Genomic DNA, 24,215 nt, shown 5'->3' on the forward strand with positions numbered 1-24,215 from the left:
AGGGGCGATGCTTTCGCCATGACCGTAGTCGGCGAGGCGTTCGACGAGCGCAAGCTCGCTGGCCGCGCTGATGAAGGAAATCCTGACCCTCGTGCAGCTCCAGCATGATGGCGAGGCGATCGTCGCGGCGATCGGCGGCTTCGATCTAAAATTCTCCGGTGAGCGTTTCGGGAAGGACGGCTTCCACTACGCCACCATGCTGCTGCGCACCGGCGCCGAGCATGAGGTCGAGCTGCCCATCACCACGACCCCGATCGGCGCCATCGCCCGACTTGAGCAACCCTCGACAATTTCGAAAGCGAGCGGGAGAGCTATCGCCGACGGCTCGCCGGTGCGCAAAAGCGCCTCGCCTCGTACAGGCCGCGGGTTGGCGAAGCCTTCACCTTCGAAGCCGAATTGACGCTGAAGCGCGAGCAACTGGCCGAGGTCGAGGCTGATCTCGCCAGCGACAAGGACGACGCCGACAACGGAAGTGGCGGTGCGGCTGATCGGAAAGCAGCATAGGCTTTCTATCTCGACAGGCGGTTCTCGTCGTCGATCAGGATCACGCGGGCCGGGGCTGCATCGCCCCATTTCCAAAGCACCAGGTTAAGATCGTCGGCGGCGGCACCGGAGGCGAAGCTCCTTACCAGCAAGCCATGATAGCCGCCGGCGATCAGCCGTCGGGCGAAGGCCTGCGTTCGTGGTTCCCCGCTCGCCTTCATCTGGTCGCGCCATGTTTTGTCGGCGAGTGCGGCAGCATCCATACCCTCTGCCTCGAGCGCGAGATCATCCCGACAATCGAACACACCATTGATCTCAGCGTCGTAGGAGACGAGCGTCGTCGGCTGGAGATTGCCGACCTGGTTGGCTTCGCGTAGGGCCGTCATCACCGACAGCGACGCATAGAGCGCGGGCAGGCCCTTCGGATTGAATCGTCCACCGTAGAGTTCCGCGCCCCGCCCCGACAGCGGCTCGCGCGCATAGATCGGATTCAGCGCCCGATAGAGCTTTCCACGATACAGCACCGTTTCAGGCGTGCACGCCGGCGTCGACCGCGTCGACATAGTCCAGCACATCGTCGGCGCGGCCGCTGCGCACGAGTTGCATGGCCGTCTGACCCGAGAAGCCAGGCAGTGGCTCGGAGCGATACCAGGCATAAGCCATTAACTGCGAACCGAAACGCGGCTCGACCTTGTTGATCACCTCAACCATCTCGCGCAGCCGGCGCTGGGTCTTGTCCGACCGGATGCGATCCTTGCGCTGGACCGCGTCCTTGCCAAGCCCTGCGGTTCGGGCGACTTCCTCGCTGGTCGTGCGGAATGCTTCCGCGATTTTGCGCGGCGTGAAGAGGCCGTTGTCGGAATACTGGACGAGACCCATAGCGATCTCCTGCGGTTGTCGATGCCAATTTCTGTGACGCAATATAGCGTCGGTCGGTGCGGCATTCAATGGAAATAGTGAGCTTGGAGGGAGGGAGGGAGGGAGGGAGAAAATCTGGTTCGCCGATCTGCCGACCCGGTGGCGCTGAAGCTCAACCGCGCCTCTCGCGAACCCGGCCGCGGCGTCCGCGCAGGGCTGTTAGCCCCGCTTGGCCGGCCGGGCAGGGATGCTCGCCCGCAGTTGCACCGGCTCGTCCGCTCCGCGTGCCGGGGGGGTCTTCGAGATGAAGACGAGGAGATCGCCAGGTCGCAGGACAGACGAACCAGCCCTGGTCGAAGGGCGATGATCGACTGGACGAAGCGCCGGCATCCGTCCCGGCTGCCGTGGCGGATCGACTTCCTCTGGCGGGTCTGGCCGAACCGTAGTGCTGATCCCCGGGCTCGTCTCGGTGGCGATGACCTCAAGGCAATCCTTCGCGCGTGCTATGAGGAAATTGACGAGGCGTGGGATCGCTTCGATTCGGGGCGGCCATCCTCGCCACGAGCGGCCCGGTCGATGGCGTCGATCCCGAACTTTGTGGGCTGGTCCCGGCGCTTGCTCGAGTGGATGACGGCGTCCTGCCGTCCCGCACGCTTGCGCTCCGCTTGAGCCTCGTCGACGGTAATTTAAATCAACTACAGCTGACGGCGGTCGAGTGATGAACCAAACCTATACTAGGCCGGCGGCGATAAGTGTTTTTGCGACAGGCGCGAAGAATTGTTTAGGGACGGCGTCGCTGAGGTTCATTGTGCTGATGAGCTGATGGGCAAGCACATGATCATCGACAATGTGGACACGTAGTGACCGCGCCTCATTTAACATGTCTGAAGCAGCATCGCCCTCTGCGCGGCAAACCAAGATCGGTATCCCGATCTCGTCGCGAACGTAACGCAGACCGACCAATATTCCACTCCCTTTGAAGACCAAGTTGGCCCGGCGCACCCCAAGCGGAGGTTCGCCAGCAGACTCGTCGCGGACGCGACGCCGCTCACTCTTCAACTCGGGCGCGCCTTGTTGTTCCTTCACCTCGCGCATCACCTCGGTCTTGGTCATGCGCATTTCGCGCATAAACAACGCACGCTGGACCAGAAGATCGATGAGTCCGCCGATAAGAAGTGCGCCGGCGCCAATCTCGCTCAGCAGCTTCGCCTGTGTAAACACGAGGCCGACGCAGCCCATGCCACAGACCGGCAAATAGACCATCGTCTTCCACGTGCCGAGAAGGAAGAGGAGGAAGATTGCGCTGAGAACCACGAATTTGAAAAATGTCTTGCCAACCTCCACTGCAGAGCGCGCAGACGCCATGCGCTTCAGCCCTTGAAACGGGTTAATCTTGTCGAAGTTGAACGTCATAGACTCTAGTGAGAAGACAAAGCCACCATTGGCTACCAATCCTGCCAGAATTACGGCGGCGACCAGGCTTCCAAGCAGCGGCCCTACAGTATTCAGTATAAGTTCTGCCAGCAGGACCAATGCTTGCCCCACCGCGAGATCGAAAGGCAGATTCTGCAGATTGTCGGCTAACAGTAGCGCTTCCTGACATTTGTCTTGGATGACATGCCCCCTTAGCCAGATGTAGCCGAACCCAACGCAAGTGGCGGCCGCGCGGGCAAAATCGGCGCTACGTGGAATCTGCCCCTTTTTTCGCGCTTCGCTCAGCTTCTTCGGGGTGGCGGGGTATGTCTTCTCTTCACTCTCATCGCTCATTTTAGCAGCCCGGCGAACCACTCAAGCGTGCCATTCGCTTGTGTAATCTCCAGTTTCATCCCCTCGATGAGAAAGGCGGTATACGTAACCATGATGATCGGAAAACCGATATTCTTGATCATTGGGGATAGTTGGCTCGACTTGAACTGCGGCGCAAAACGCCGCAGTATCATCATTGATATGTCAACAAGCAGCAGAAAGGACACCACAGGCCCGGAGACCAACAATGTCGTGCGCATGATGTGGTCGAGGAGACTTAGTACCTGCATTGCTCCTTGCGCGCTCATTGTGGGATGGAACCGATCCACGGGCCAGATCTGGAAGCTGCCGTAAAGCGCGCTGATCACGGCCTCCAGGCCTCCTGATGCGACGAAGATGGTAATTGCAGTGATTCCGAGGAAAACACCCATGGCGGAAGCTTGGCTGTTCGTCGCCGGGTCCGACGGAGCGGACGGGCTGGTAATGCCACGCTGGTTGTCGATAAACTCGCCGGCCGCCTGAAGGCTCCATAACGGGATGCCGAGAAAAGTGCCAAGCAGCAGGCCGACAAATACCTCCTTCAATCCGAGCAGAGCCACCTGGATCATGCGTGTTTCAGGATCGAGTGCCTGCAGCCCGTCACTGACGTGTACGATGCATGGTAGTGCGAAGGAAACAGCCAGGCAGCTGCGGACCAGTCCGCCGATCTGAGCCCGTGCAAACAACGGAAGAACCATCATAATGCTTATCGTGCGGGCCGTACCGAGGCCGCCTGCAACGACAAGTTCGATCGCCGCATGGATCAGGACTTGAATCTCTGCCGATGACGGATACATCTGGGGCTAGTAGCCAGGTGTCATTGTGGGAAAGTCGGTAAAGATCTGGTCGGCCAGCCCAATGAGCGGGGCGCTTAGCACAGGGGCAGACAGGCTAATCACCGCGATCACGACCAAAAGCTTCACGGTGAGCGGCAAGCTCTCGTCCTGGATCTGCGTTGCCGCCTGGATGATGCCAATGACGAGGCCAACAATCACGGATGCAATGAGCGGTGGCAGAATCCAGATCATGAAAACCACCAGGGACTGGCTCATAAAAGTGACAATACTGGATTGAGTGATAATCAACCTCCCGGTGTGGCGTAACTCAACACAAGTCCGTGCATCAATCTCGACCAACCATCAATGGCAACAAACAAGAAGAGTTTGAACGGGACAGATATGACTGTCGGCGATACCATCGACATGCCCATCGCCATCAAAATCGTCGTTACGACAAGATCGATGACGATAAAAGGAAGATAAAGGAGGAAGCCTATTTCAAACGCACGCTTGAGTTCTGATATTAGAAACGATGGTATGAGAATGGCAAAGTCATCAGATGTGGTTTTGGCACGCATTTCCTCGGGCCAGAGCTTCTCGGTCGAGGAGAGGAAAAAACGGCGCTGCTCATCATTTGTGAACTTCTTGAGATATTCGTGCATGGGCTCGCTCCCCGTTTTTGCGGCGCTTACCCAGTCATCCAACGTTTGATAGCGGAGCTTCGGATCGGTCATCCGGTCATAAGTCTGTTCAATAACAGGCGCGCTGACGAAAATGGTGAGGATCAATGCCGCAGCATACAACACTATGTTCGGCGGTATCGTCTGAGTACCGAGCGCATTGCGGACGAGAAACAGAACAACCGAGACCTTTACAAACGCCGTGGTTGTTACGACTACCAAAACCAGCAGGCCAAGGCCCGCCGTCACCGCAAGAAGCGATAGAATTGCCGGCTGGACCTCAGTCATGGGATGCCAACCTGCCACGGAGCCTGACGCCGAGCTGATCTCCGATCCGCACGATATCGCCACGCCCGATACGCCGACCATTGGCAAGTATGTCGACTGGACCCTCGATCGGTCGACCAAGTTCGAAAATATGCCCTTCGCCGGCGCTCCGCAATTCGCCAAGAGGCATCGGCCAGCGGCCGCATTCGAAGACAAGCACGAGCTCGACATCGTCCAGATCAGCTTCCGACGGTTCCTGCTGCAATTCGAATTGTGTCGTCATATGCGTATTCTCCAAGGGCCAAGACTGGGGGAAAAAGGGCCCCCGCAGGATCAGGTGGTCGCCCTCAATATCTGCCCCGGCCAATAACCGGCCCACGGATAGAGCAATCTGGCCGTGGCCGAACGGCGACACGTCTGGCAACAGAGCATCACCGACGCTTGCCTTGCGAAGAAGCGCGGCCGGAATGCAAAGCGTGCCGATCCGCCCTGCAACCATGACCGGCAGCTCTGGGGGTAGCTCGCGTGGCTGTCTCGATAATAGGCCAACCAATTTGCCGAACGTGCGGAACACAGACGGCACCAACCCATCTAGAGGCGAGAACAAGAACAGGTGGCCCTTGCCATTGACCGGCCCGAAGGTGATATCAAGTCCTAGATAAGGAGCCACTGTCATCGCTTCGCGAACATGCAACAGCTGCACGTTTGCTTGCGTCTGCTCCTCCAGTCGGGCGACCAGTGGCTCGAGTGCAAATTCGACAATGAGCGAAGCAGTAGGCTCCGAAGGGAAAGCAAGGCCGCTCTGCACAGTCGTGACGAGCGCCTCTACAAGCCGTCGCGACAACGACAAGACGATCGTTTCAGCTCCCACGCGCCACACGCAGTCAAGCATGGGAATGGCGGAGGCTGGTTCCTGCCGCCAGACAATCCCATCCATGCGAACCGACAGCGGCTGATCGCTGATGCGGCTCTGAAAGGGCTTACGGGTGGCCGCTATATCATTGACCCACGAGACAACCTCGTGGGACAGCGTTAGCGCCGGTTCAAAAATAGTAGGTGTGACCACTGGGGCTAGCTCAATCTATCGGATTTCGTTGTCCGACATTCGGGCCAGCGAATCCCTCCCGTATCGAAGTGACATCTCATCATCAGCCTCTATTTCGCCTGCGGCCTCCGAATGAATATCAACGGCGCGCCGGACGTCATCCTCGATTTGTTGCCACTTGCGCCTTGCCGCCGAACGTCTGACCCATAAGGCCCTCGTCTCGGACGCCGCTGTCTCGGCCTTTGCTTGGATGGTGCGCGCATCATCAAGCGTCTGGCGTCTGGTGTTGACCACAGTCGCAAGGCGCTCAATGTGAAGGTGGTGATGGTCGAGTGCTGCGCTCGACAAGGTGTCGAGCGACATCAGCTCCTGGTAGTGCTCCGCTTCGGCCCTTGCGCAATGCTGCTGTGCGATTGCGAGCCCGTGGGAGGCATCCTGTACGGCTAGGGCGGCCATACGGCACTCGGCTTCCTTCTCGGACAGCTCCCTAAGGGCACTACGCTCTTGCATATCCTTCAGAAGCCGTAACCTCGAAGCGTGAATACATTTCACGCGGTCAGACGCGACATCCATGCCACCGTTTCCTCAAAATCCGACGCCTCGCCTTCGCTCTGCTGCAAAAACTCCCTCAGTTCGCCAATCGAGGCGACAGCCCTGTCCGTTAGCGGATCGCCGCCTTGCTTATATTCGCCGACGTTGATCAAAAACTCCGTCTCGGCATAGCGCGAGAGGAGATCACGGAAGACGGATGCAGCCTTGCGATGCGCCCCGGACACGACCGCGTCCATCACGCGGCTGCGGCTCTGCAGTACATCAATAGCGGGAAAATGCGATCGCGCCGCGATAGCGCGTGACAGCACGACATGGCCGTCGAGAATGCCGCGCGATTCCTCCGCGATGGGATCGCCTGTGCCATCACCTTCGACAAGTACGGTATAGAAGGCCGTGATTGAGCCGTGCTCACCCATGCCGGCACGTTCCAGTAGGCCCGGCAACATGGCAAAAACGGAAGGCGGAAAGCCTCGCCGGGTCGGCGGCTCGCCCGCGGCAAGGCCTATTTCGCGCATGGCGCGGCAGAAGCGCGTCAGTGAGTCCAACATGAGCGCAACGCGTAGCCCTTGTTCGCGAAAGTATTCCGCGAGTGCGGTTGCCATAGGGGCACATTGCGCCCGCTCCACAGCGGAGCGGTCGGAGGTTTCAACGACAACAACCGTGCGGCGCAGACCCTCCTCCCCAAGATGCCGCTCGATGAATTCGCGAACCTCACGTCCACGTTCTCCTATGAGCGCCACAATGATAACGTCGGCGGCAGCGCCTTTTACGATCTGCGACAACAAGGTCGACTTGCCACAGCCAGGCTCGCCATAAATCCCGATCCGCTGGCCTTCGCCGCATGTGAGCAGACCATCCAGTGCACGGACCCCGAGCGGGAACGGCAACTCGACAATACGCCTTGTCATCGGATTGGGCGCCCTGCCGTGCAGCGGCCGCGTTTCGGCGGTCTTGATTTCGCCTTTGCCATCAAGCGGGCGGCAACGGCTATCAACCACACGGCCAAGCAAATCCTGGCCTACTGGTACTTCACGCATACGTCCAGTCGATATGACCTCTGCGCGGCTGGACAGGCCCATCAAGTCACCGATTGGCGTGAGCAACACCTCGTTGTCCAACAAGCCGATCACCTCGGCTTCGAGCGACAGGCCAGTCCGCGTATCCTGCAGCAAACAGAGTTCGCCAATCCGCGTGTCTGGCAGGACAGCATGGACGAGTGTCCCGACAGCCCGCGTGACCCGCCCGCGTACAACACGCGTGTCGATTTGCTTTGCTGTAGACCTCAAAGACGCGATCGCCGGATCGTGAACCCGGCTGCCGGCGAGATTATTATGCTGCGGCACCGGCGTGATCACGCTTCGCCGTCTTCGTGTTGCAACCCGAAGCCAAGGCGCAGTGCGCGCAACTGTGCATCAAGTCCAAGATCGACGTTGCCATACTCGCTCCACAGCACGCACTGTTGCGGCGACAAGGCCGGATCCGGATCGATGCGAACCCTCGGCCGACCCTCCCGCCCGTCGCATTCAGCAAACGCACGCGCGAGCAAATCGACTTGTGTGGGACACACATGAAGGCAAACTTCCGCACCGCTATATTTGCGCTCGATCGCGTGGCGAACCGCTTTCACCAACAGCTCGCCCGGATCGAAAGCGCCCAGAAGACCGGTTAGGATTTCTATTACCAGCTGTGGCAATTCCTGCTCCAGAGCCGCCCTTCGTCGCGCGACATCGGAGGCTGCCCGCGCAACCAATCCCGTCATTTCCTCCGCGCCTGCTTGCAAGCCCTCAGCATGGCCGCGCGCCCGCTCACGCTCATAAGCTGCGCGTATATGGCTGCGAACCCGCTCTTGATACCGTTTTGCTGCGTCAAGTGCTTCTGTGGCGTTGTGCCAGATATCGAGCTCACGCCCCGGTATCAGTGGCCCGACTGGGCGCATCTGCGGCGCGCCGCATGCTGCGGAAACATCGACTGTCATATCACCGGAACTCCGTCTCAAGATGGGCCAGGACAAGGGAAAACAACTGGCCCGAAGCATTCCTGTGTTCGGGCGCAGGGTTCTCGGTGGCGGTCCCGACGGGCAACCGCAGAAGCACGCGTTTGCGCTCAAGCGCCGAACTGTCATCGAGCCAAGCACCAAGGCAGGCAAGTCCATCGTGCTCAATTTGCTGCGCGAGTTTTTCCGGATCAGCAATCAAGCTGGTTTCAATCGCATGCGCGAGGTGTCGGATGCCAAACGCGTGAGCATCCTCGCCGATATGTCCAATAAGCGCGGTGAGGTGAGGCTTTGAAACGAGCTTCAGCAGCGAACGGGCATGCCAGATACTCCCGGCAAGGAGAGCAGCCCGACGCGGATCGTATCCGCGCAGAAGATCCGGCCCCCAGCCGCTTCCGTCCGAACCCATTTGATTGTCAAGCAGCAATTCTGCCAGTCTTGGTTGCAGCCTGGGACACTTCTGCAACTGCACCAATGTCGGAGCCGACAACGCCGGATCAAGACATGCGGCAAGACGAGTTGGATGAGCCGAAGCAACAAGATCGCTCAGGCGTACGGAACGCATTTGAATCTCATGATCACGCTCGGCGGTCTCTATCGCTGTTGGCATCGGGGTATATTACCTATGCCCTATAGCCGATGAGCTTTTTGCGAATAGCCTCGACGGCTGACCCACCGGGGCGGCCCTCGACTTTGGCTATTTCGCCCGATGACTGCCTGCGCCGACGCCTTAGAACACTGGCCAGAAGATAGCACGCCACTGCGAACACAGCCGCGGCAACACCGGTCACGATTGCCAGAAGTGGCGCTGGATCGGATCTCGGTGCCTGGGCCGAAACAGTCGCCTGTAGAGGCTGTTGCTCATGTACGGACGGTTCCACCGGCACCAAAACCACTTCGACCTTTTCGTAGGACAGGCCTTCGATGCTGTCAGCGACGAGCATCTTTATCTTGGGCAGCAGAGCTGAGATGTTTGCTTTCGCGTCATGCCGGATGAAAACCGAGGCCGAGGATGGCGTGCCGCCCGATCGTAACAGGTCGTTGTTCGGCAGAACGACATGAACACGTACCGAGAAGACGCCATCGATATCGCTGATCGTTCGCGACAACTCTTCGCTCAGGGCATAGACGTAGCGGGCACGCTCCTCGGTCGGCGAGGCAATCAGGCCTGATCCGCTGAAAATCTCGCCGAGGTTCTTGAAAGATTGGCGGGGCAAGCCCTTGGCATTCAGCAGATTGATTGACCGCGCAAGCAGCTTCTCGTCGACCTGGATCGTACTGGTCCCATCTTTAGCGGCAACTCGGACCGCATCAACCCCATTGTCAATCAGAAGTGCGACCATCTCATTCGCCTCGCGCTCCTGTAATTGCGTATAGAGGTCGACCTTGCACCCACTCAGGGCGAAGAGAAGTGGCAGCACGACAAAATGAAGCGATCGCCAACCGGGCGGGCGACTACGCATGATCTCGCCATGGGCCAAGCCAGTCATGCGGGCCGTTCATCCCTCTTTCAAGAGCTTGTTCACAGATGAGGTGATGCCGCTGACCCCTTTGGTTATAAGGGAAACTTGGGTGACGCCATTATAGACATCACGCAGATCAGCAATCATCGATTCGAAATCATGTCCTGGCTGCGTTCCGGGTCCCCCACTTTCCACGGGGAGCTTCTGTGTCGGCTGAGCGAGAGCGTCCTTCTGCAGGGCTACAGGATGGTCAAACGCTGCAGACGTAACTGCGCTGACACGGTACATTGAAGAAATCGTCTCGAGCACACGGTCGCCCAGTGGGCTTGTCGGTGAAGCCGCGCGTTGAACATCCAACTGTGCGACAACTGGCGCCGCTCCCGCATGCGCAGAAACGGTATCGTTTTTCATCGTGGCAGCCGCCTGCGCTAGCGCGCGATCGAACTGGGCCTGTTCGCCCAATGACTGTGACGCGACCCGGGGAAGAAAATCCGTCAGACTGGCAGCGATCGAAGTGACAGGCGTCATCATGCAATACCCGATTGTTTTCTCTCTCACGCAGGATGAGCCGAGCCGGTTGTTACCCGCTGTTGTGTCGATGCCTACAGAGGCAAGCTGACGACAAGCTGACAAAGGTCACGGTTAATCATTTAAAAAGTCACATAGCGGCCTTTAGTGACTTGTGAGAGTTTCAGCCTTTGGTTTATCAGGACGACATGTCAAGAACGCTCATCCGATCCACGATCCTGCACAGCTTGAAGAGACTTCTGTGCCTGGGGGTTTTTTTCTCCATCGGAATTCACACAACTCTCGCCGTCCCTCTGTCGCTGCCCTCCACACCCTATAGGTATACAGTTCTGGATCAGGATCTCTCTGCCGCGTTGCAGGACTTCGGGGACAACCTGAACATCACGATCAACATCAGCCCCGAGGTGAAGGGGCGGATTCGCGGGCGCATGCCAGATTTGCCACCGCGCGAGTTCCTCGACCGGTTGACCAAGGTGTACGATCTCCAATGGTACTATGATGGGCTTGTGCTCTATGTAACTGCCGCCCATGAGGCGCAAACGCGGATGGTTGTGTTGACTTCGATTCGCTTCGAAGCGTTCAAGGCGGCTCTCGATAAATTTGGCATCTCCGATAACCGCTATGTCGTGAGACCCGCGCCGGGAAATGGCCTCGTCTTGGTTTCCGGTCCGCCGCGCTTCATCGCTCTCGTGGAACAGACGTTCAATGGCCTCGTGGCGGAGGCGCAGGCGCATCCTCACGTCGCGCCGGCGCCGACGAGGGGATCTGTGATGATATTGTTTCGCGGCTCCTCCACCATGGTCGTCCGCGATGGGCAACCAGAAGCCTCATATTCTTCTGACGTGCCACAGCAAGATGGCGCGAAGCCTGAGCTGAGTCAGAAATGATATCTATGGATCGCCGCAGTTGGCCGGAGAAGGCATCAACAGCAACCGCATCCTAATTGAGAATTTCTTTCCAATTCGTCAGGTTCTCGAAAGCTGAACCGCTCATCGTGGGATTCATGATCTCAAACGATCACTGGCCGTTGTGCTAGAGTTGAACCTACGAGCCATCAAGGAGCGGAGCAATCAAAGTGGGCAAGGGGCGAGTTGGCATCCCGGCCAATGCTTGGATTTGTTAAAGTTCATGAACGCGTTTGTCGCCCTCTTAGGGGATTGCAGTCACGTCTAAGGAGCCAAGAATGTCGATCAATAGCGCCACTAACGTTTACAGCAGCACGAACCTCTCGCTGGACAACAGCCTGAACCCTTCGCAGTTCGCACAGGTCTGGTCGAGCTCGGCATCTGCATTAGACAGGACTCAGCAAAGAGCGCCGTCCTTTGACGGGATGCTGTCTAGTTACCTGCTCGAAACAAAGGATAGTCCCTTCGCGCTTCGGGATGCGCTGTCGCGGAATATTGACTTGCCTGAAGGATTGTACCGGCCCTCATCGGAACCGCTGTCGGATGCCGCGTCTTCCCTGGAAGAGTTGTCCCGGCACCCACTGGACCTTCTGCCGCCACATATGAGGGCAGCAATCGAAGCAATGGATCAGCAGCCCCAGCCCACTGCGACTGATCCCCAGGCCACTGCGACCGATCCCCAGCCCGTGGCGCCCGCGCCTATAAGAAGCGACAGAATCACGTGGAACGGAGGCTCGCTGACCGATCGGGAGTTGCAGATCGTGGCGGTGCTGAACCGTCACAAGGACCTAATGCCCCTCGATTGGAAATCGTTGGGGGAGAAAGCCAATGATCCCTCCACGCCACCGGACTTGAAAGCGGCGATCGAGGCCTTGCAGCAGGATCCAGAGCTCTTTTACGCGATCGGCTCGCAGGGCGATGGCCGCTGCGGCGGCAAGATCAAGGCGAAGGATCTGGCCGGATTCTCCAACGGTCACCCACAAGTTGCGGCGTTTCAGGAGCAGCAGGCGCAAAACTACACAAAGAACTACATTCCATCCGACACCACTGAAAATACACAGCCGTCGGTCATGACGGCGAGCGACGCGATGCGCGAACTTTACCGATACTCCGAAAACCTGCCGAAGAATCTCAGTGTGGCTGATTTCAAGCAGATCGTTTCAGGCGAAGCCAAAACCGGCAAATGTCCGCCCCAGGTCATTGCTGCGGCTCAGTACTTCGTCGACCACCCATCTGAGTGGAAGCAGTTGTACGGTGGTACGATAGACAAGGTTCATAAAGAAGATTTCCTGCAGGTCGCTTCATCAGCGATGAGCCTCACTCGAACCGAGCTGGATACTATCGAAACGATCAAGAGCAACCAGGACGCCTTCTTTGGGAGCGGTGTCCTGACTCGTGATAAGCTCGCGAAGATGGCTGCGGACAAGAGCCTGGATCCGAAAGTGCAGCAAGCGGCCTCACAGCTACTCGCGGATCCTCTGCTGTTCAGCCTGCTGAACAATTCGATCACAGGTTACAAGACCCACCATCGTTTCTTCGACTTCGGCGGCGGGCATACAGTCGATTCCGGAGACATCAGCAAAAACGATTTTGCCCACTTCTGCGACGGTATGTCGTCTGCCAATCGCGCCGTTCAGCAGCCCAAGACCCATGTGCCTGAAACCGCTGCGGAGCAAGAAGCCACTTCGGACATGATGGCGGGCCTGACGGACCAGCCTGATACCAAGTCAGCCAAAAAGAACGGCGGAGCTTTCATGCATGCGGTATCCGGAGTGCTCAAAATTCACTCTCAAATTCTTGACTGGGCTGCAACGGCGGTGGGCTTGCTTAGCTTCGTCCCCGGCCTCGGACAAATAGCCGATGTTGCATCGATGGCGCTTTCAGCAGAGGCGCAGGCTGAAAATCTTGTCCGTACAGCCATTACCGGAGGCAATATGAAGCATGCCCTGGAAGAAGCTGGGATCGCTATCGGAGCACAGGCGCTCGGCCTTATTGCGGGGCCTGAGGTCAAGCTGGCAATTCGCAACGGACTCGTGAAGAAGGCGCTCGAAGAGGCCGCCACGGCCGGGATCAATCTGCCGATTACCGTGGCTCAAAGCTATGCAGAAGGTTATTTGAATAACCTGCACGCACGCCTTAACTCCGCGCCTGCATAAGCCGGTGGTGTTCCCAACCGGGTCGGCACAACGGCTTTGTCTCACCATTGCCTGACGTGCGCTTTCCTGCGCGTGCCTTGTCCATGCGGTCGATCGGGCGCCGCGCAGGCTTTGCCTCCAGCTCGCCGATCTAATCGGCGGCTGGAAAATCGGAAGTTCGAGATCCGGTCCAGAGCAGGTCCAGCTTGATCCGGTGGATCTATTTTTGCAGTTGGCCGATGAGAAGGTGAGTACAGCTCGAAAAGGCAACCCCGCAGGAATTCTGCGCGCCAAGCAGAGAGCCACACCAAGGCCTCATAGGAGGTGGATTTTCAAAAGGATTGCCGCACAAAGTGGAACCTAGCTCCGGTCAGCCCGGCCGCAACCCGAACATCGGTCGCGACCCTGGCCAGGTGTCAATGATGACGATGCTATCCGTCTTGTCTAGCTGGATAGAGCAAGGAAACCGCGCCGATGCGCATCATCAGCTGCGGACGGCGAACATGCTGATAGGTGCGGCGCCCGCGAAGATGGGACCTCCGATAGCCCGGGGCCCATGGTTGCGTAACAGCCGCCGCGTGGCTCGCGGCCACGCAGCCGCGCTGACTTGCTCGAGACGGCCCGGCCTCGGTGGTGGCGCCTCGGCATTGAACCAAGTCGTTCGCCGGCGATAAAGGCGGCGCGGAGCTTTTCAGATCCCAACAACGATCGCCGCTCAGTGCTGTTGCCGTCGTCCCGTGGCCATGGGTGCTTGGGGAATTGTCGGCCCCTGTCGCGGTGATAGTCACCGCTGCATTCCAAGCAAATGATCAGCGCTGCCCGTCGACGAGAGGTGGGGGGGCAGCGTGTACCCATCCGGGTTGTCCAACGATCTCGAGTGGGCGACGATCGGGCATTTAAACAAGTTTGCGCCAGCCATTGCAAATTCGAAGAATCAGCGATCGTGCCTTCTGGGAGCAGGTGCCGACTCTATCGGGCGAAGAAGAAGGACACGAAATCACTCACCATTTTTGTCCACGGTGAATGTCCTGTATTTGGCAACCGGGATGGCCGCACGATCACCCTTGCTTGGTGTGACAGCATTGTTGTCGAACAAGTCGCGCGGATCGTTGATCATTACCGCGAGATTGTGGCGCGTCGAACAGCCAAATGTCTGGTCGAAGAATTCATCGTTGAGCACCGTACTGGAAAACGAGGGACACACAGGAGGGCGGGCCTGATAGACAATCGCCTCTATTCGCGCTGCGCGGCCGTCGTGTTGGTCCAGCAAGTGGATGTTGGAAGCGGCGATACCCATCAGCTTCGCCTGATGGACCACCTCTGCGCTGAGCAGGGGCGACCCGCTGATAAGAAGACGAAGCGCATCGCGCCGACCCCTGCTGGCCCTGTCGAGGAAAACGCGCAGACGCTGCAGTTCTGAAGCGCGAAGGCTTTGCAATATGAGGACGGTGGTCTCTTGCCGGATGAGAATCGGTGTCGATGGCTCTACATAAATGGGCGCGCTTACGCAGCCACTTAGGCTTGTTGTCAGGGCAACCAAGAGAAGTTTGATCCGCAACGTCACTCTACCTGCTATTCGATAATGAAGCCGTCACTGCTCTTGGCATCTGGCGCGGAGCTGCGCACAGCAGCGCGGCCTCGCGGAGCTGTTGCCGACGAATTTGTCACAGTGACACCCCTGGCCGAGTGCAAAGCCATACGGCCCGTTGGCGCGCTCATCTGGTCGGGGCTCGATCCCGGTCTTACGATGTAAGGCGTAACCAGAATAACCAATTCCGACTCATCCTTTTGAAACGAGGACGAACGGAACAGCGCGCCAAGGACCGGCACTTCGGCGAGCCCTGGGAAAGCACTGATGCTATTGCTGACGTTACGCCGGATCAGCCCACCAATCGCAAAGCTTTGCCCGCTGGCGAGTTCGACGACCGTGTCGGCACGGCGAGTGGAAATTGCCGGCACTGAGATGCCGTTGATTTGAACGGCACCTTGTGACGTGAGTTCACTGACTTCGGGCTTTACGCGAATATTGATCTGGTCGTTGCTGAGAACTGTGGGTAAGAACTCGAGGCTGACACCGAAGTGACGGAATTCAATCGAAACTTGCCCATTTTGCTGAGGGACAGGGACAGGGAATTCGCCTCCTGCGAGGAAGCTAGCGGTCTGACCGGACATCGCAGTGAGATTCGGCTCAGCCAAGACGGAAGCAATGTGCTCCTTGGCGAGCGCGTCGAGCACCGCTCCGATGCTGACATTGCCATCGTCGTATCCGATTTCCGCTGTACCACCACCACCGGCGGCACCAGAGGCAGCACCTCTGTCGCCGCTTATCAAACCAACTTTGAAGTTGCCGAACTGTCCGAAGGCCGACAGGTTAATACCCAGTTGCTTCATGGCGCCACGGGAGACCTCGGCAACGCGCACACTCAGATTGACCTGCAAGGAACCAGCGACCTTGATGTTGTTGACGACCTGCGCACCGTCACCGAGAAATTGCTCAGTTACGCTTTTCGCGGTGTCGACGGTTGCTGCGTCGGGCGCTGTACCACTAAGGATTGCGCCGCGCGGCGTATACTTGACGCGGATCGGATAGTCGCCGACCTGCTCCCTTAACATGGCCCGCAGATCGCCGATCGGTTGCGTGACGACAATATGCAGCTCGGCCAAAGCCTCGCCCTTATCATCCAAGGCGAACAGGCTGGTCCGCCCGGTTTTCTTGCCGAAGACGAAGACTGTCTTGTTCGAGGGTGCCTGATAGTCGGCGATCGTAGGGTCGGCAACAAAGATGGTAGCGGCTGGGCCGGGCAGATGGATTGTCTTGCCGAGCGAAGAGGAAAGGTTCAGCGTGGCATGGATGCTATTGGAAGCGGCATCCGGCTTCACGTCATCCCCGTTTTCTTGAGCCGCGGCAGAAAGTGGCGACAACAGCATGAGTGCGCACAGGAGAGGGCCCAAGTAAGGACAACCGGTAGCTCTCAAATCGTCGATGAGGGTTGGCCGCCGTTTGGTGCCACGAGGACGAGTTCGAACCATTTTCAAGAGATTCTTTCTTTCACATGACCAACTATGCGGATGCCGCATCAGGCAATTCAAGAATGTAACCAATGCCCCGCACGGTCTTGATCAGTGGCGTTGCACCTGACCTCTTTAGATGTCCACGTAGGCGATAGATTCCGACTTCGAGCGCGTTGGTAGATACTTCTTCGTTGAACGAATAGAGATGGCCTTCCAACTGCTCGCGCGGCACAATGCGGCCTGCACGATTAAGCAGATGCTCAAGAATACATAGTTCGCGTCGTGCGATCGTCAGAGGACGACCTGCCACGCAGATCTCTCGGCTGATCGGGTCGAAGTTGAGATTACCAAATACAAGGATAGGGTCGGTCATCCATGTCGACCGGCGCTGAATGGCTCTCATTCTGGCGATGAGCTCTTCGGGACTGACCGGTTTGAGCAGAAAATCGTCCGCGCCACCATTGAAAATGGCGATTCGCTTCTCGGGATCGCCAAGACCGCTCATAATGACGGCAGGAACCGAATGGCCCTCGCTCCTTAGCTGCTTCAGCCAGCCCAAGCCATCGCCATCGGGCAAACCCAACTCCAGCAGGAGAATTTCATAGCTCGCGCAATGAAATGCACTCGAGGCCTGTTCCAGAGTGCAGGCTACGTCAACGGCAAAACCGCTACTCACGAGCGCAGCGCGCACAGCGCGCACGAAAGCCGTATGATGATCAACGAGCAACGTTCGCATGTCACCTCACATCAATGCAGGAAAATCAATTGAGCGTCACCGTCAGTCAGGACCCGGGGTAGCAGCAGAAGTCGCGCGCAACGCATTCGTTGCCACTCTTTCGCATGAGTAATTGCTGAAGCATGCAAGCCGCATGCCGGCAGCCGCGGATAAGATCATGTGAAGACCTGATTTGCGGACCGAAACCGACGGTCGGCCGGCTCAAAAAGCCGCCAACCTCGCCTGCGATTTCTCTGCGCATCGAACCTCCTGCGTGTAGCGCCCTGCTTTCATCAGCCAGCGTTGCCCGAAGCCAATGATTCGATGACTAAAGGGGTTAGCTTTGAAGAACCAATCGATTGTTCTGGTCGGAGGCATCCACGCGGTGGATGGGTTATGTGATCCCTATGCCGTTCAATGAACCGACATTCGAAATGACCTCGATCGGTCGGCAGGCTGATGAAACCATCGACAAGTGCAGATGCGCATAGTGATTTGACGAAGCTGTCACGACATAGGTGCCGCAGCCGGTGCGTGTGAGTGAGACCAAGTGTCTGAAGCGAGCGCAGCGCTTCGCCGACGATCGATGCTCACCTATCGGCTGGCCAGTTGGGGTTCCCTTGCCAATGCCGACAGAACGTCGCGACGTGATGCCCGGAGCGGATGTGGGTTCCGCTGCGTTTTGTCGACTGATTGGAGTTAATGCCGAAAGCCAATCAGTCAAATCACCTATCCCCAACGCTTCGATTGCCAATCTGCTCGCAAAACACGGCCGTCTCCATGGGGCATGCATTCCTGGTGTGCTAGCTGCCGTGCTATCCTAAGCCCGGTTCGAAATAGGCCAGGCGTTCCTGGGTCGACCCTCAGATGAGCGTGACGCCGCGGGGCAGGAGACCCTGCGCATGCTCGCCGCCTGTTGAGGTGTATCGCGCGCTGGGCTTGCGCCATAGGAGGATCATAAGGTCAGGGTAAATGTCGACGGGCTTGAGAGCGCTCGCCGATCGTCGGCGTTCTCGGTGACGGAATCCGATCCTCGTCGACGGCACGCGCGCAGTGCAGTCCTCCGTGTTGAGATGCTGGTTTCGTGTCAGCGAGATGCACCCGTCGGTAAAGGAGCTCACGCAGCCGGTCCGGGGCACTGCACGGAGCGGCCGACCTGCGTGAGTTTGCGCAAAGCAGGGATGCCTCGGAAGTCCGACACGGACTATCGGGGCGTCCTCCAGGGGTGTATCGATCGTGTCGCCGGTGGAAAGGCGGCCATAGATCGCGCTGACGGCGAGCTCGTACCTTCCTTTATCGGTAGACGACCCTTTGACCGCTTGCCGCCCGCGTTGCGCACCGTCCGCAGTCTCAATTGAAGTATCGTGGTCGGGGCATAGCGGTCGGCGCTCGACCGTGTCCCGAGCCGAGGCCACGTGGCCAACTCGTGGCTCAATGTCCTGCCAGGCGAGGGGCAGAGGAGTTACGGGGACGGAGCGGCCCCTTACAAGTGGCGAGACCCGCCGCCACAGGCCTGAATGGCACAAAGCTCAAGCCAGCGCGCGCGAAGCGGACAATGATGACCAGCCACTGTCAGCCCAACGGCGACGGCAAATCCGCGCCGGCCGCCAAGGCGGACTCCGACGGCGGCGCTGAGCGCGTGATGCATGTCCGAAACCTGACAACGACAGAAAACATGTCGGGTTCAATAAAAAAAGGGGATGTTGGGATGATGGCGGCTTTCAAGCGAAGTGATCGCGCACTGGGCGCTGAGCGCGTTGGCACGACCTTTGCTCGTTGAATTCCGGCAACAATGAATGTGGCAACACCGAGTTAAACGGGCCGCACCAGGCGGGCGAGACGAGCGATGCTCTCCTTTCCTTGAACCTGAGTGGCCCTCGCTAATATGCAAACGAGCTCGACCATAAGTCGCTGCCTCGTGGCATAGCCTTGGAGACCAATATGGCACTGCAGATCGACTCACCGGCTCCTTCGATCAAGGCCGAGACCTGGCTGCGTGGTAAGCCCCTCGCCAGCTTCCATCCCGGCAAAGTGTACGTCGTCGAGTTTTGGTCAACTTGGTGCCGACCATCTGCGGCGGCGGCGTCCCAATTGGTGCAACTGCAGGAGAAATATAGGGACGACGGACTTGAGGTCGTCGCAACCGCTGCCGATGATTACGCCGTCTCGCCTGTTGCCCGAGCCAGGCTGGAATCATGGCTGACCGAAAAGTTCTCGGATCTGAACTATCGGGTCGCATTCGATTCCTCAGGGGAAATGAACAGGCTTTGGAGGGAGCGCAGCTGTTCTGTCGGGCTGCCCACCTCGTTCGTGGTCGACCGGGATGGCAACATCGCTTTTATCGGTCACCCATGGCAACTCGAAGCGGTGTTGCCGAAAGTAATTAACGGCAGCTGGCGCACCAGCGACGATGCGAAAGCGACCAATCTGGAAAGGGTCGCCAGAAACAACGCAATAGCGCGCGAAGAGGCTTTGAAGAAGCCGATCTACGACAGGTTCTGTGCGGCGATACGGAAAGGGGATTGGAGGACGGCGCTCTCGGCAATCGAACAGGGAGTAGCCCTGATGCCGGATGATATCCATTTCCGCTTGGCTCATGTGCATTTGGTGGTTCACAAAATGCATGACATGTGGGCCGGCGTACCCCTCATGCGCCAATTGGTTCGGGATGCGATCGACAGAAACTCCGAGAACTGGATGCTTGCAGCCCTGGACCAACTCTTCGGTTCCGCGCATGACCATTCGCGCTTCCCGTCCGCCGAGCGCTTCGCGTTCGGCAAAGAGTTGTCACAACACATTCTCGCACTTAATCCCGCGCAAGCCCCAAAGTTCCAGTCCTATCCTGCAGTAGCCAGGTACGTTTACGAGAGCGGCAACAAGGATTTCGCGATCGAGTTGCTGAAGCTGGCACTGAAGTCGCTCGATGACCCGGAGCCTGTTCCAGACGGCCTGAGACGACATCACCTGCCAGATCTGCTGCAGGCCTTGGCCAGCTACAAGGCTGGGAGGACTGTGACAGCGCTCTATGCGGGGCTCTGCAGAACTTTTCCCGAAAATACCAACCTGCGGCCGGCCGGGGAAAATACATAAAAGGCACGTCAGTTTGCATGTTTAACGGTCAATTCGTCCATTTCCTTGGCGTGGCCGCAGCAAATAGGCCCGATGCAGTGCCAGGTAAGCCGTTTGCGGCAAGTTCAAGGCTCCAATCTTGCGACCTGCGGTCACATCACGACGCAATCGATGTTGCACGCGTAACCGCGAAGGCAGCGCAGTCGAAGACGCCCCCGAGGCCGGCCACCAGGCCATCGATTTCTTGGAATTGCGCGCCCCGAACCGGGCGCCGACAGCGCAAGTGTGCCCGAAGTAGGCGTTGCCGAGCAAAGAAATCGTCCTTTGAGGAAGAGGAATGGGAAAATATGAAATGTGGGACGCGGCGATTAGCCCCGGCGGTCGACGAGGACGAAGCGGCCCTTGCCACCCCATTCCTCAGATGTCTCGTGCGGGTGATCCGTTCGGAGGAAGCCTACTGCTTATGGGAAGGCAGATCGGACGCCGCGCTGCTGGCGGACTTCATCGTCACCAAAAAAAAGTTCCGTGCGATTCCTGGCATGGGCTATCCCGATCCGTACGTGCTGTGGAGGATCGACATGTTTTACACCGCCGTCGGGCTTGCGATCGCGGAGCGTTTCCGCCCGGTTACATCGCCAATCATGGAGAGGAGAACCGTAAGGCCTCCGGACGCGTGCGCTTCGGGACCAGGTGTTTGTTCGTTCTCTCCTGACGTCGATCGGTTCGGCTTCGAGACTTTCCGGCAACTCGCGGAAGCCGGTAGCAAACTGGTCGACGATGCGACCGCAGAGATTGAACCCTGTGCCGGCGCGGCGGCGACGGCGTGATGAAAACCGGAGACGGATTAATGTCAGATCTCGAGAAGTTGCGGAAGAAGGTCCGCAGGCTGCAGTCGCGTGCGGGAACTGCGAAGATGGAGTTGCACGATCTTGCCGAGGACCTGCCGGTCAACTGGACTGAGATCAACGCTGTTGCCGCAAAAACGTTCGCCGTTTTTGCCGAGTGGGACGCTGCCAAGAGGGACCTCGCTGCGTGGGAGAATGCGCGATGACGAACGCTTTCGTCACCCGCGACGGATCCACCTGGATGCCGCAGTATCTCACCGCTATCGACGGCACGACCTGCATCGGCTGCGGCCGCTGCTTCAAGGTCTGCTCGCGCGAGGTCATGCACCTTTACGGCGTCGATGACGCGGGTGAAATCCTCGGCCGCTGCGACGGCGAAGACGACGATTTCGATGGCGAGCTCAATCGCATGATCATGGTCGTCGACCATGCTGGCCGCTGTGTCGGCTGCGGAGCCTGCGCGCGCGTCTGCCCGAAGAACTGCCAGACACATGTTGCGGCCGACAAGATCACTGCGTGACATGGCCGACAAACCAGGAGAACTGCGTTGCCCTATAGAACCTTCTGTCTCGTCCTGTGGCTGGTGCTGTGTGCCGTCGCTTCGACTGTCTACGTCGCTTCGCATTCCATCCGCGCAGTGGTGGTCACGACACTTGCTTGTTCGTTGCTCCTTCAGCTGACCTATTTCGCAAGCGTGCTCTTTCTGGTCTGGCGATCCGGCTGCGCTAGCAGGGCCTGCAAGAAGGGAGCATATCGGTCGTTGGGAGAAAATCGGATGGTGCCGAACGATAATGAGGTGGCCGATGGGACCTCAGACATGCCTCAGCGTCTTGCAATTGGCCGCATGTCGCGACTTCGTTGAGGCACGGTGGCAAGACATAACATTTCCGTCATTCCAGTCCCCGCAGAATGCAACTCTTCAGTTCGATCTGCAGTGGGAGTCGATCGCAGCAGGTCGCATGGCGACCACTTGATTCATTGGCTTATGAGACGCTGGATATAATGATCGGCCTTTCTTGAACATCGGACAACGACGCGTGGCGCAACAGCAAACACGCCTCTTAGCCGACCCCGCAAGCTATAGGTCCTTGCCGGAGAGAACATGCTTCATAAGTTCGAGCGCTACCCGCTCACCTTTGGACCGACGCCCATCGAGAAACTCGACCGCCTTGGCAGGCATCTGGGCGGAAAGGTGGAAATCTACGCTAAACGTGAGGACTGCAACTCCGGACTTGCATTTGGCGGAAACAAGCTGCGCAAGCTCGAATACATCATCCCCGACGCCATCGCCTCAGATGCCGATACCCTTGTTTCCATCGGCGGCGTGCAATCCAACCACACGCGCATCGTGGCCGCGGTCGCGGCCAGGATTGGCATGAAATGCCACCTGGTTCAGGAGAGCTGGGTCCCACATGAGGATGCCGTTTATGACCGTGTCGGCAACATTCTTCTGAGCCGCATCATGGGAGCAGAGGTGCACCTGGTCGACGAGGGCTTTGACATCGGGATTCGCCGCAGCTGGGAAAAGGCGCTCTATGAGGTCAAGGCAAGGGGCGGCAGACCCTATGCAATACCAGCTGGCGCGTCCGTTCACCCATATGGCGGTCTCGGCTACGTCGGGTTCGCGGAAGAGGTGCGCGCTCAGGAGAATCAGCTTGGGTTTGCATTTGACTTTATCGTGGTTTGCACCGTCACGGGCTCGACACATGCCGGCATGCTCGTCGGATTTGCCAATGATGGTCGACATCGCAACGTCATCGGTATCGATGCCTCTGCCACTCCAGCGCAAACCAAGGCGCAAGTGCTGGCAATTGCCGAACATACAGCGGAGCTCGTCGATCTCAAAATGGGACTGGTCGAGGAAGATGTGGTGTTGCTCGAGGAGTACGCTCACCCCTGTTACGGCATTCCCTCATCGCAAACCAAGGATGCTATTCGTCTGTGCGCGCGGCTCGAGGGTATAATTACCGATCCCGTTTACGAGGGCAAATCGATGCAAGGGATGATCGACCTCGTCCAGAAAGGCTTTTTTGCCGAAGGGTCGAGAGTCCTTTTCGCGCATCTCGGCGGTGCGCCGGCGATCAACGGCTACAGCTACAGCTTTCGCAACGGCTGACCCATACGGACCGCGTCAGAAATTGACCCGGCTGGGCGTTAGACCAGGCCCGATTGGTGTTGACCGCACTTCCAGGCCGTTCTTTTTCTGCGATGGATCATGTCATGGCAGGGATGCTGGGAAATATAGGCTTGAGCAGCCGTTTATCCAAGGAATGCACGCAAGATTTTGCGCTGACGCTCGGCGCGGCGAAATGATCGACTCAAAAAAATCAGACGTATGCAATCAATGTTGCGTAGCTAACCGCCTGCCATGAACGCTTCGACGTGTTAGCCTTTTTTTGTTGTAGTCTGACCCGCGAAGCGGCCTTCATACCCACGAACCGGCGTGCCCAGAGTTTGCTCAAAAATCAGCTGGCAAATTTTCATCCCAGTCCGCAGTTTGACCAGCACTTTATTGTGATTGACCATTTCGAGCCGGATCTGGCCGGCGAAGCCTGCATGGATGGTCGGGGCGGTTAGATGAATTCCGATCCCTAATCTTGCAAGAGAGCTTTTCCCCTCAACGCGAGCAGCTATCCGAGACTGGAACTTCAATTCCACGAACTCGCGCGTCCAAGCCAGGATCATGTGGTGGGCGGGAATTCAAACCCGTGCTCTTCATCGATATCGACGGGCGTAGTGATTTCCGCCATTACCTCTTCGTGATTGTATCCCTTCTGCGAAGGATCAATAGAGAGGTTAATGCCTGTCTTCTGGTCTTTGAAAAGGGTCAGACGTCGATCAAGGGTTAGATCGAGGCCGGTCGAGCTGTAGAAGGAGATATCAGGGGCGGGATCTATAATGATCGCTTCGTTTTGCAAAGCGATCTGGATTTCATGTTAGTCAGTATCGCCCTGTCAAACGCCATCCGGAACTGCCCCCTTTGCGTCATGAAGAACTGCCCCCACCATCGGGTTCATGATGTCGGTTGAAGGTTGGTTCCGCCGGTGACGGGCCGGAGGGAGGCGGAGCCGACCGGAGGCCTGTCACCGGCGGGCGGCCTG

The 24,215-nt window shown here is 58.1% G+C and carries 28 protein-coding genes; 10 read left to right on the forward strand and 18 right to left on the reverse strand.

Going from position 1 to position 24,215, the window contains the following annotated elements; genetic code table 11:
- The first annotated feature begins 70 nt into the window (after window positions 1-70).
- Window positions 71-400, forward strand: a complete 330-nt coding sequence (locus AC04SH_RS30965) for a hypothetical protein (protein ID WP_488481723.1) — start codon at window positions 71-73, stop codon at window positions 398-400.
- Window positions 401-509: 109 nt separating this feature from the next.
- Here AC04SH_RS30965 and AC04SH_RS30970 read toward each other — a convergent pair whose 3' ends face one another.
- From AC04SH_RS30970 to AC04SH_RS31030, 13 genes are all read right to left on the reverse strand, one after another.
- Window positions 510-1,007 carry an RES family NAD+ phosphorylase gene (locus AC04SH_RS30970; protein ID WP_488481726.1) on the reverse strand — a complete coding sequence of 166 codons (498 nt, stop codon included), beginning with the start codon at window positions 1,005-1,007 and terminating at the stop codon, window positions 510-512.
- Between the two features lie 4 nt (window positions 1,008-1,011).
- A complete protein-coding gene (locus AC04SH_RS30975) occupies window positions 1,012-1,362 on the reverse strand; it encodes an MbcA/ParS/Xre antitoxin family protein (protein WP_488481724.1) in 351 nt (116 codons plus the stop codon).
- A 708-nt stretch (window positions 1,363-2,070) separates the two neighbouring features.
- Window positions 2,071-3,108 (reverse strand): EscU/YscU/HrcU family type III secretion system export apparatus switch protein, encoded by a 1,038-nt coding sequence (locus AC04SH_RS30980; RefSeq protein WP_488481768.1) that lies wholly within the window; start codon window positions 3,106-3,108, stop codon window positions 2,071-2,073.
- Complete coding sequence (gene sctT, locus AC04SH_RS30985; RefSeq protein ID WP_488481769.1) at window positions 3,105-3,923, reverse strand: type III secretion system export apparatus subunit SctT; 819 nt, start codon at window positions 3,921-3,923, stop codon at window positions 3,105-3,107. Before sctT ends, AC04SH_RS30980 begins: the two co-directional genes overlap by 4 nt.
- Window positions 3,924-3,929: 6 nt before the next feature.
- On the reverse strand, window positions 3,930-4,178 hold the full coding sequence (locus AC04SH_RS30990) for an EscS/YscS/HrcS family type III secretion system export apparatus protein (RefSeq protein ID WP_488481770.1): 249 nt from the start codon (window positions 4,176-4,178) through the stop codon (window positions 3,930-3,932).
- A gap of 29 nt (window positions 4,179-4,207) precedes the next feature.
- Complete coding sequence (gene sctR, locus AC04SH_RS30995; protein WP_488481771.1) at window positions 4,208-4,873, reverse strand: type III secretion system export apparatus subunit SctR; 666 nt, start codon at window positions 4,871-4,873, stop codon at window positions 4,208-4,210.
- Window positions 4,866-5,918 carry a type III secretion system cytoplasmic ring protein SctQ gene (gene sctQ / locus AC04SH_RS31000; protein ID WP_488481772.1) on the reverse strand — a complete coding sequence of 351 codons (1,053 nt, stop codon included), beginning with the start codon at window positions 5,916-5,918 and terminating at the stop codon, window positions 4,866-4,868. The genes sctR and sctQ overlap by 8 nt, the downstream gene beginning before the upstream one ends.
- 15 nt (window positions 5,919-5,933) lie before the next feature.
- Entirely contained in the window at window positions 5,934-6,470 is a 537-nt protein-coding gene (locus AC04SH_RS31005; protein WP_488481773.1) for a hypothetical protein, read from the reverse strand.
- On the reverse strand, window positions 6,446-7,804 hold the full coding sequence (sctN, locus tag AC04SH_RS31010; RefSeq protein ID WP_488481774.1) for a type III secretion system ATPase SctN: 1,359 nt from the start codon (window positions 7,802-7,804) through the stop codon (window positions 6,446-6,448). The genes AC04SH_RS31005 and sctN overlap by 25 nt, the downstream gene beginning before the upstream one ends.
- A complete protein-coding gene (gene sctL, locus AC04SH_RS31015) occupies window positions 7,801-8,424 on the reverse strand; it encodes a type III secretion system stator protein SctL (RefSeq protein WP_488481775.1) in 624 nt (207 codons plus the stop codon). The genes sctN and sctL overlap by 4 nt, the downstream gene beginning before the upstream one ends.
- Window position 8,425: 1 nt before the next feature.
- Window positions 8,426-9,052: a nodulation protein NolU gene (locus tag AC04SH_RS31020; protein WP_488481776.1), complete on the reverse strand. Its 627-nt coding sequence runs from the start codon at window positions 9,050-9,052 to the stop codon at window positions 8,426-8,428.
- A 13-nt stretch (window positions 9,053-9,065) separates the two neighbouring features.
- Window positions 9,066-9,932, reverse strand: a complete 867-nt coding sequence (gene sctJ / locus AC04SH_RS31025; RefSeq protein WP_488481777.1) for a type III secretion system inner membrane ring lipoprotein SctJ — start codon at window positions 9,930-9,932, stop codon at window positions 9,066-9,068.
- A gap of 9 nt (window positions 9,933-9,941) precedes the next feature.
- Entirely contained in the window at window positions 9,942-10,436 is a 495-nt protein-coding gene (locus AC04SH_RS31030; RefSeq protein WP_488481778.1) for a nodulation protein NolB, read from the reverse strand.
- Window positions 10,437-10,621: 185 nt separating this feature from the next.
- Between AC04SH_RS31030 and AC04SH_RS31035 the strand changes: the two genes are divergently transcribed.
- On the forward strand, window positions 10,622-11,320 hold the full coding sequence (locus AC04SH_RS31035; RefSeq protein ID WP_488481779.1) for a secretin N-terminal domain-containing protein: 699 nt from the start codon (window positions 10,622-10,624) through the stop codon (window positions 11,318-11,320).
- Between the two features lie 296 nt (window positions 11,321-11,616).
- Window positions 11,617-13,494, forward strand: a complete 1,878-nt coding sequence (locus AC04SH_RS31040; RefSeq protein WP_488481780.1) for an HrpF/NolX family T3SS translocon protein — start codon at window positions 11,617-11,619, stop codon at window positions 13,492-13,494.
- Window positions 13,495-14,470: 976 nt separating this feature from the next.
- Here the strand turns inward: AC04SH_RS31040 and AC04SH_RS31045 are convergent.
- The 3 genes from AC04SH_RS31045 to AC04SH_RS31055 are packed head-to-tail and all read right to left on the reverse strand — an operon-like array spanning window position 14,471 to window position 17,221.
- Window positions 14,471-15,037 carry a CpaD family pilus assembly lipoprotein gene (locus tag AC04SH_RS31045; protein WP_488481781.1) on the reverse strand — a complete coding sequence of 189 codons (567 nt, stop codon included), beginning with the start codon at window positions 15,035-15,037 and terminating at the stop codon, window positions 14,471-14,473.
- 8 nt (window positions 15,038-15,045) lie between these two features.
- Window positions 15,046-16,503 carry a type II and III secretion system protein family protein gene (locus AC04SH_RS31050; protein WP_488481791.1) on the reverse strand — a complete coding sequence of 486 codons (1,458 nt, stop codon included), beginning with the start codon at window positions 16,501-16,503 and terminating at the stop codon, window positions 15,046-15,048.
- A gap of 31 nt (window positions 16,504-16,534) precedes the next feature.
- Window positions 16,535-17,221 (reverse strand): response regulator, encoded by a 687-nt coding sequence (locus tag AC04SH_RS31055; RefSeq protein ID WP_488481782.1) that lies wholly within the window; start codon window positions 17,219-17,221, stop codon window positions 16,535-16,537.
- A 1,534-nt stretch (window positions 17,222-18,755) separates the two neighbouring features.
- Between AC04SH_RS31055 and AC04SH_RS31060 the strand changes: the two genes are divergently transcribed.
- The 7 genes from AC04SH_RS31060 to AC04SH_RS31090 all read left to right on the forward strand — a co-directional run bounded on the left by AC04SH_RS31060 (window position 18,756) and on the right by AC04SH_RS31090 (window position 23,230).
- Window positions 18,756-18,980, forward strand: coding sequence for a hypothetical protein (locus AC04SH_RS31060; RefSeq protein WP_488481783.1), 225 nt, complete (start codon window positions 18,756-18,758; stop codon window positions 18,978-18,980).
- Window positions 18,981-19,141: 161 nt separating this feature from the next.
- Entirely contained in the window at window positions 19,142-20,290 is a 1,149-nt protein-coding gene (locus AC04SH_RS31065) for a TlpA disulfide reductase family protein (protein WP_488481784.1), read from the forward strand.
- Between the two features lie 326 nt (window positions 20,291-20,616).
- Window positions 20,617-21,096, forward strand: coding sequence for a DUF269 domain-containing protein (locus tag AC04SH_RS31070; protein WP_488481785.1), 480 nt, complete (start codon window positions 20,617-20,619; stop codon window positions 21,094-21,096).
- Between the two features lie 20 nt (window positions 21,097-21,116).
- Window positions 21,117-21,320: a CCE_0567 family metalloprotein gene (locus AC04SH_RS31075; RefSeq protein WP_488481786.1), complete on the forward strand. Its 204-nt coding sequence runs from the start codon at window positions 21,117-21,119 to the stop codon at window positions 21,318-21,320.
- Window positions 21,317-21,634: a ferredoxin III, nif-specific gene (gene fdxB / locus AC04SH_RS31080; RefSeq protein ID WP_488481787.1), complete on the forward strand. Its 318-nt coding sequence runs from the start codon at window positions 21,317-21,319 to the stop codon at window positions 21,632-21,634. The genes AC04SH_RS31075 and fdxB overlap by 4 nt, the downstream gene beginning before the upstream one ends.
- Window positions 21,635-21,754: 120 nt before the next feature.
- On the forward strand, window positions 21,755-21,976 hold the full coding sequence (locus AC04SH_RS31085) for an exopolysaccharide production repressor protein (protein ID WP_488481792.1): 222 nt from the start codon (window positions 21,755-21,757) through the stop codon (window positions 21,974-21,976).
- A 240-nt stretch (window positions 21,977-22,216) separates the two neighbouring features.
- Window positions 22,217-23,230: a 1-aminocyclopropane-1-carboxylate deaminase gene (locus AC04SH_RS31090; protein ID WP_488481788.1), complete on the forward strand. Its 1,014-nt coding sequence runs from the start codon at window positions 22,217-22,219 to the stop codon at window positions 23,228-23,230.
- Window positions 23,231-23,499: 269 nt separating this feature from the next.
- On the opposite strand, the gene AC04SH_RS31095 is transcribed toward AC04SH_RS31090, so the two are convergent.
- Together AC04SH_RS31095 and AC04SH_RS31100 are read right to left on the reverse strand one after the other, a co-directional pair.
- Window positions 23,500-23,772 (reverse strand): dCTP deaminase, encoded by a 273-nt coding sequence (locus AC04SH_RS31095; protein ID WP_488481789.1) that lies wholly within the window; start codon window positions 23,770-23,772, stop codon window positions 23,500-23,502.
- Window positions 23,773-23,795: 23 nt separating this feature from the next.
- Window positions 23,796-24,032 (reverse strand): hypothetical protein, encoded by a 237-nt coding sequence (locus AC04SH_RS31100; protein ID WP_488481790.1) that lies wholly within the window; start codon window positions 24,030-24,032, stop codon window positions 23,796-23,798.
- Window positions 24,033-24,215 lie beyond the last annotated feature (183 nt).

It is taken from the genome of Mesorhizobium sp. CNPSo 4688, assembly GCF_057784295.1.

Excerpts from the sequence above, each read along its gene's own strand:
- AC04SH_RS31040 (WP_488481780.1), top strand. The coding sequence starts at position 11,617 with ATGTCGATCAATAGCGCCACTAACGTTTACAGCAGCACGAACCTCTCG.
- sctL (WP_488481775.1), bottom strand. The coding sequence starts at position 8,424 with ATGACAGTCGATGTTTCCGCAGCATGCGGCGCGCCGCAGATGCGCCCA.
- AC04SH_RS31030 (WP_488481778.1), bottom strand. The coding sequence starts at position 10,436 with ATGATGACGCCTGTCACTTCGATCGCTGCCAGTCTGACGGATTTTCTT.
- AC04SH_RS31070 (WP_488481785.1), top strand. The coding sequence starts at position 20,617 with ATGAAATGTGGGACGCGGCGATTAGCCCCGGCGGTCGACGAGGACGAA.
- AC04SH_RS31060 (WP_488481783.1), top strand. The coding sequence starts at position 18,756 with ATGATGACCAGCCACTGTCAGCCCAACGGCGACGGCAAATCCGCGCCG.
- AC04SH_RS31005 (WP_488481773.1), bottom strand. The coding sequence starts at position 6,470 with ATGGATGTCGCGTCTGACCGCGTGAAATGTATTCACGCTTCGAGGTTA.
- AC04SH_RS31050 (WP_488481791.1), bottom strand. The coding sequence starts at position 16,503 with ATGGTTCGAACTCGTCCTCGTGGCACCAAACGGCGGCCAACCCTCATC.
- AC04SH_RS31055 (WP_488481782.1), bottom strand. The coding sequence starts at position 17,221 with ATGCGAACGTTGCTCGTTGATCATCATACGGCTTTCGTGCGCGCTGTG.
- AC04SH_RS30965 (WP_488481723.1), top strand. The coding sequence starts at position 71 with ATGAAGGAAATCCTGACCCTCGTGCAGCTCCAGCATGATGGCGAGGCG.
- AC04SH_RS31020 (WP_488481776.1), bottom strand. The coding sequence starts at position 9,052 with ATGCCAACAGCGATAGAGACCGCCGAGCGTGATCATGAGATTCAAATG.
- fdxB (WP_488481787.1), top strand. The coding sequence starts at position 21,317 with ATGACGAACGCTTTCGTCACCCGCGACGGATCCACCTGGATGCCGCAG.
- AC04SH_RS30980 (WP_488481768.1), bottom strand. The coding sequence starts at position 3,108 with ATGAGCGATGAGAGTGAAGAGAAGACATACCCCGCCACCCCGAAGAAG.
- AC04SH_RS31035 (WP_488481779.1), top strand. The coding sequence starts at position 10,622 with ATGTCAAGAACGCTCATCCGATCCACGATCCTGCACAGCTTGAAGAGA.
- AC04SH_RS30975 (WP_488481724.1), bottom strand. The coding sequence starts at position 1,362 with ATGGGTCTCGTCCAGTATTCCGACAACGGCCTCTTCACGCCGCGCAAA.
- AC04SH_RS30990 (WP_488481770.1), bottom strand. The coding sequence starts at position 4,178 with ATGAGCCAGTCCCTGGTGGTTTTCATGATCTGGATTCTGCCACCGCTC.
- AC04SH_RS31090 (WP_488481788.1), top strand. The coding sequence starts at position 22,217 with ATGCTTCATAAGTTCGAGCGCTACCCGCTCACCTTTGGACCGACGCCC.
- sctR (WP_488481771.1), bottom strand. The coding sequence starts at position 4,873 with ATGACTGAGGTCCAGCCGGCAATTCTATCGCTTCTTGCGGTGACGGCG.
- AC04SH_RS31075 (WP_488481786.1), top strand. The coding sequence starts at position 21,117 with ATGTCAGATCTCGAGAAGTTGCGGAAGAAGGTCCGCAGGCTGCAGTCG.
- sctT (WP_488481769.1), bottom strand. The coding sequence starts at position 3,923 with ATGTATCCGTCATCGGCAGAGATTCAAGTCCTGATCCATGCGGCGATC.
- AC04SH_RS31065 (WP_488481784.1), top strand. The coding sequence starts at position 19,142 with ATGGCACTGCAGATCGACTCACCGGCTCCTTCGATCAAGGCCGAGACC.
- sctJ (WP_488481777.1), bottom strand. The coding sequence starts at position 9,932 with ATGACTGGCTTGGCCCATGGCGAGATCATGCGTAGTCGCCCGCCCGGT.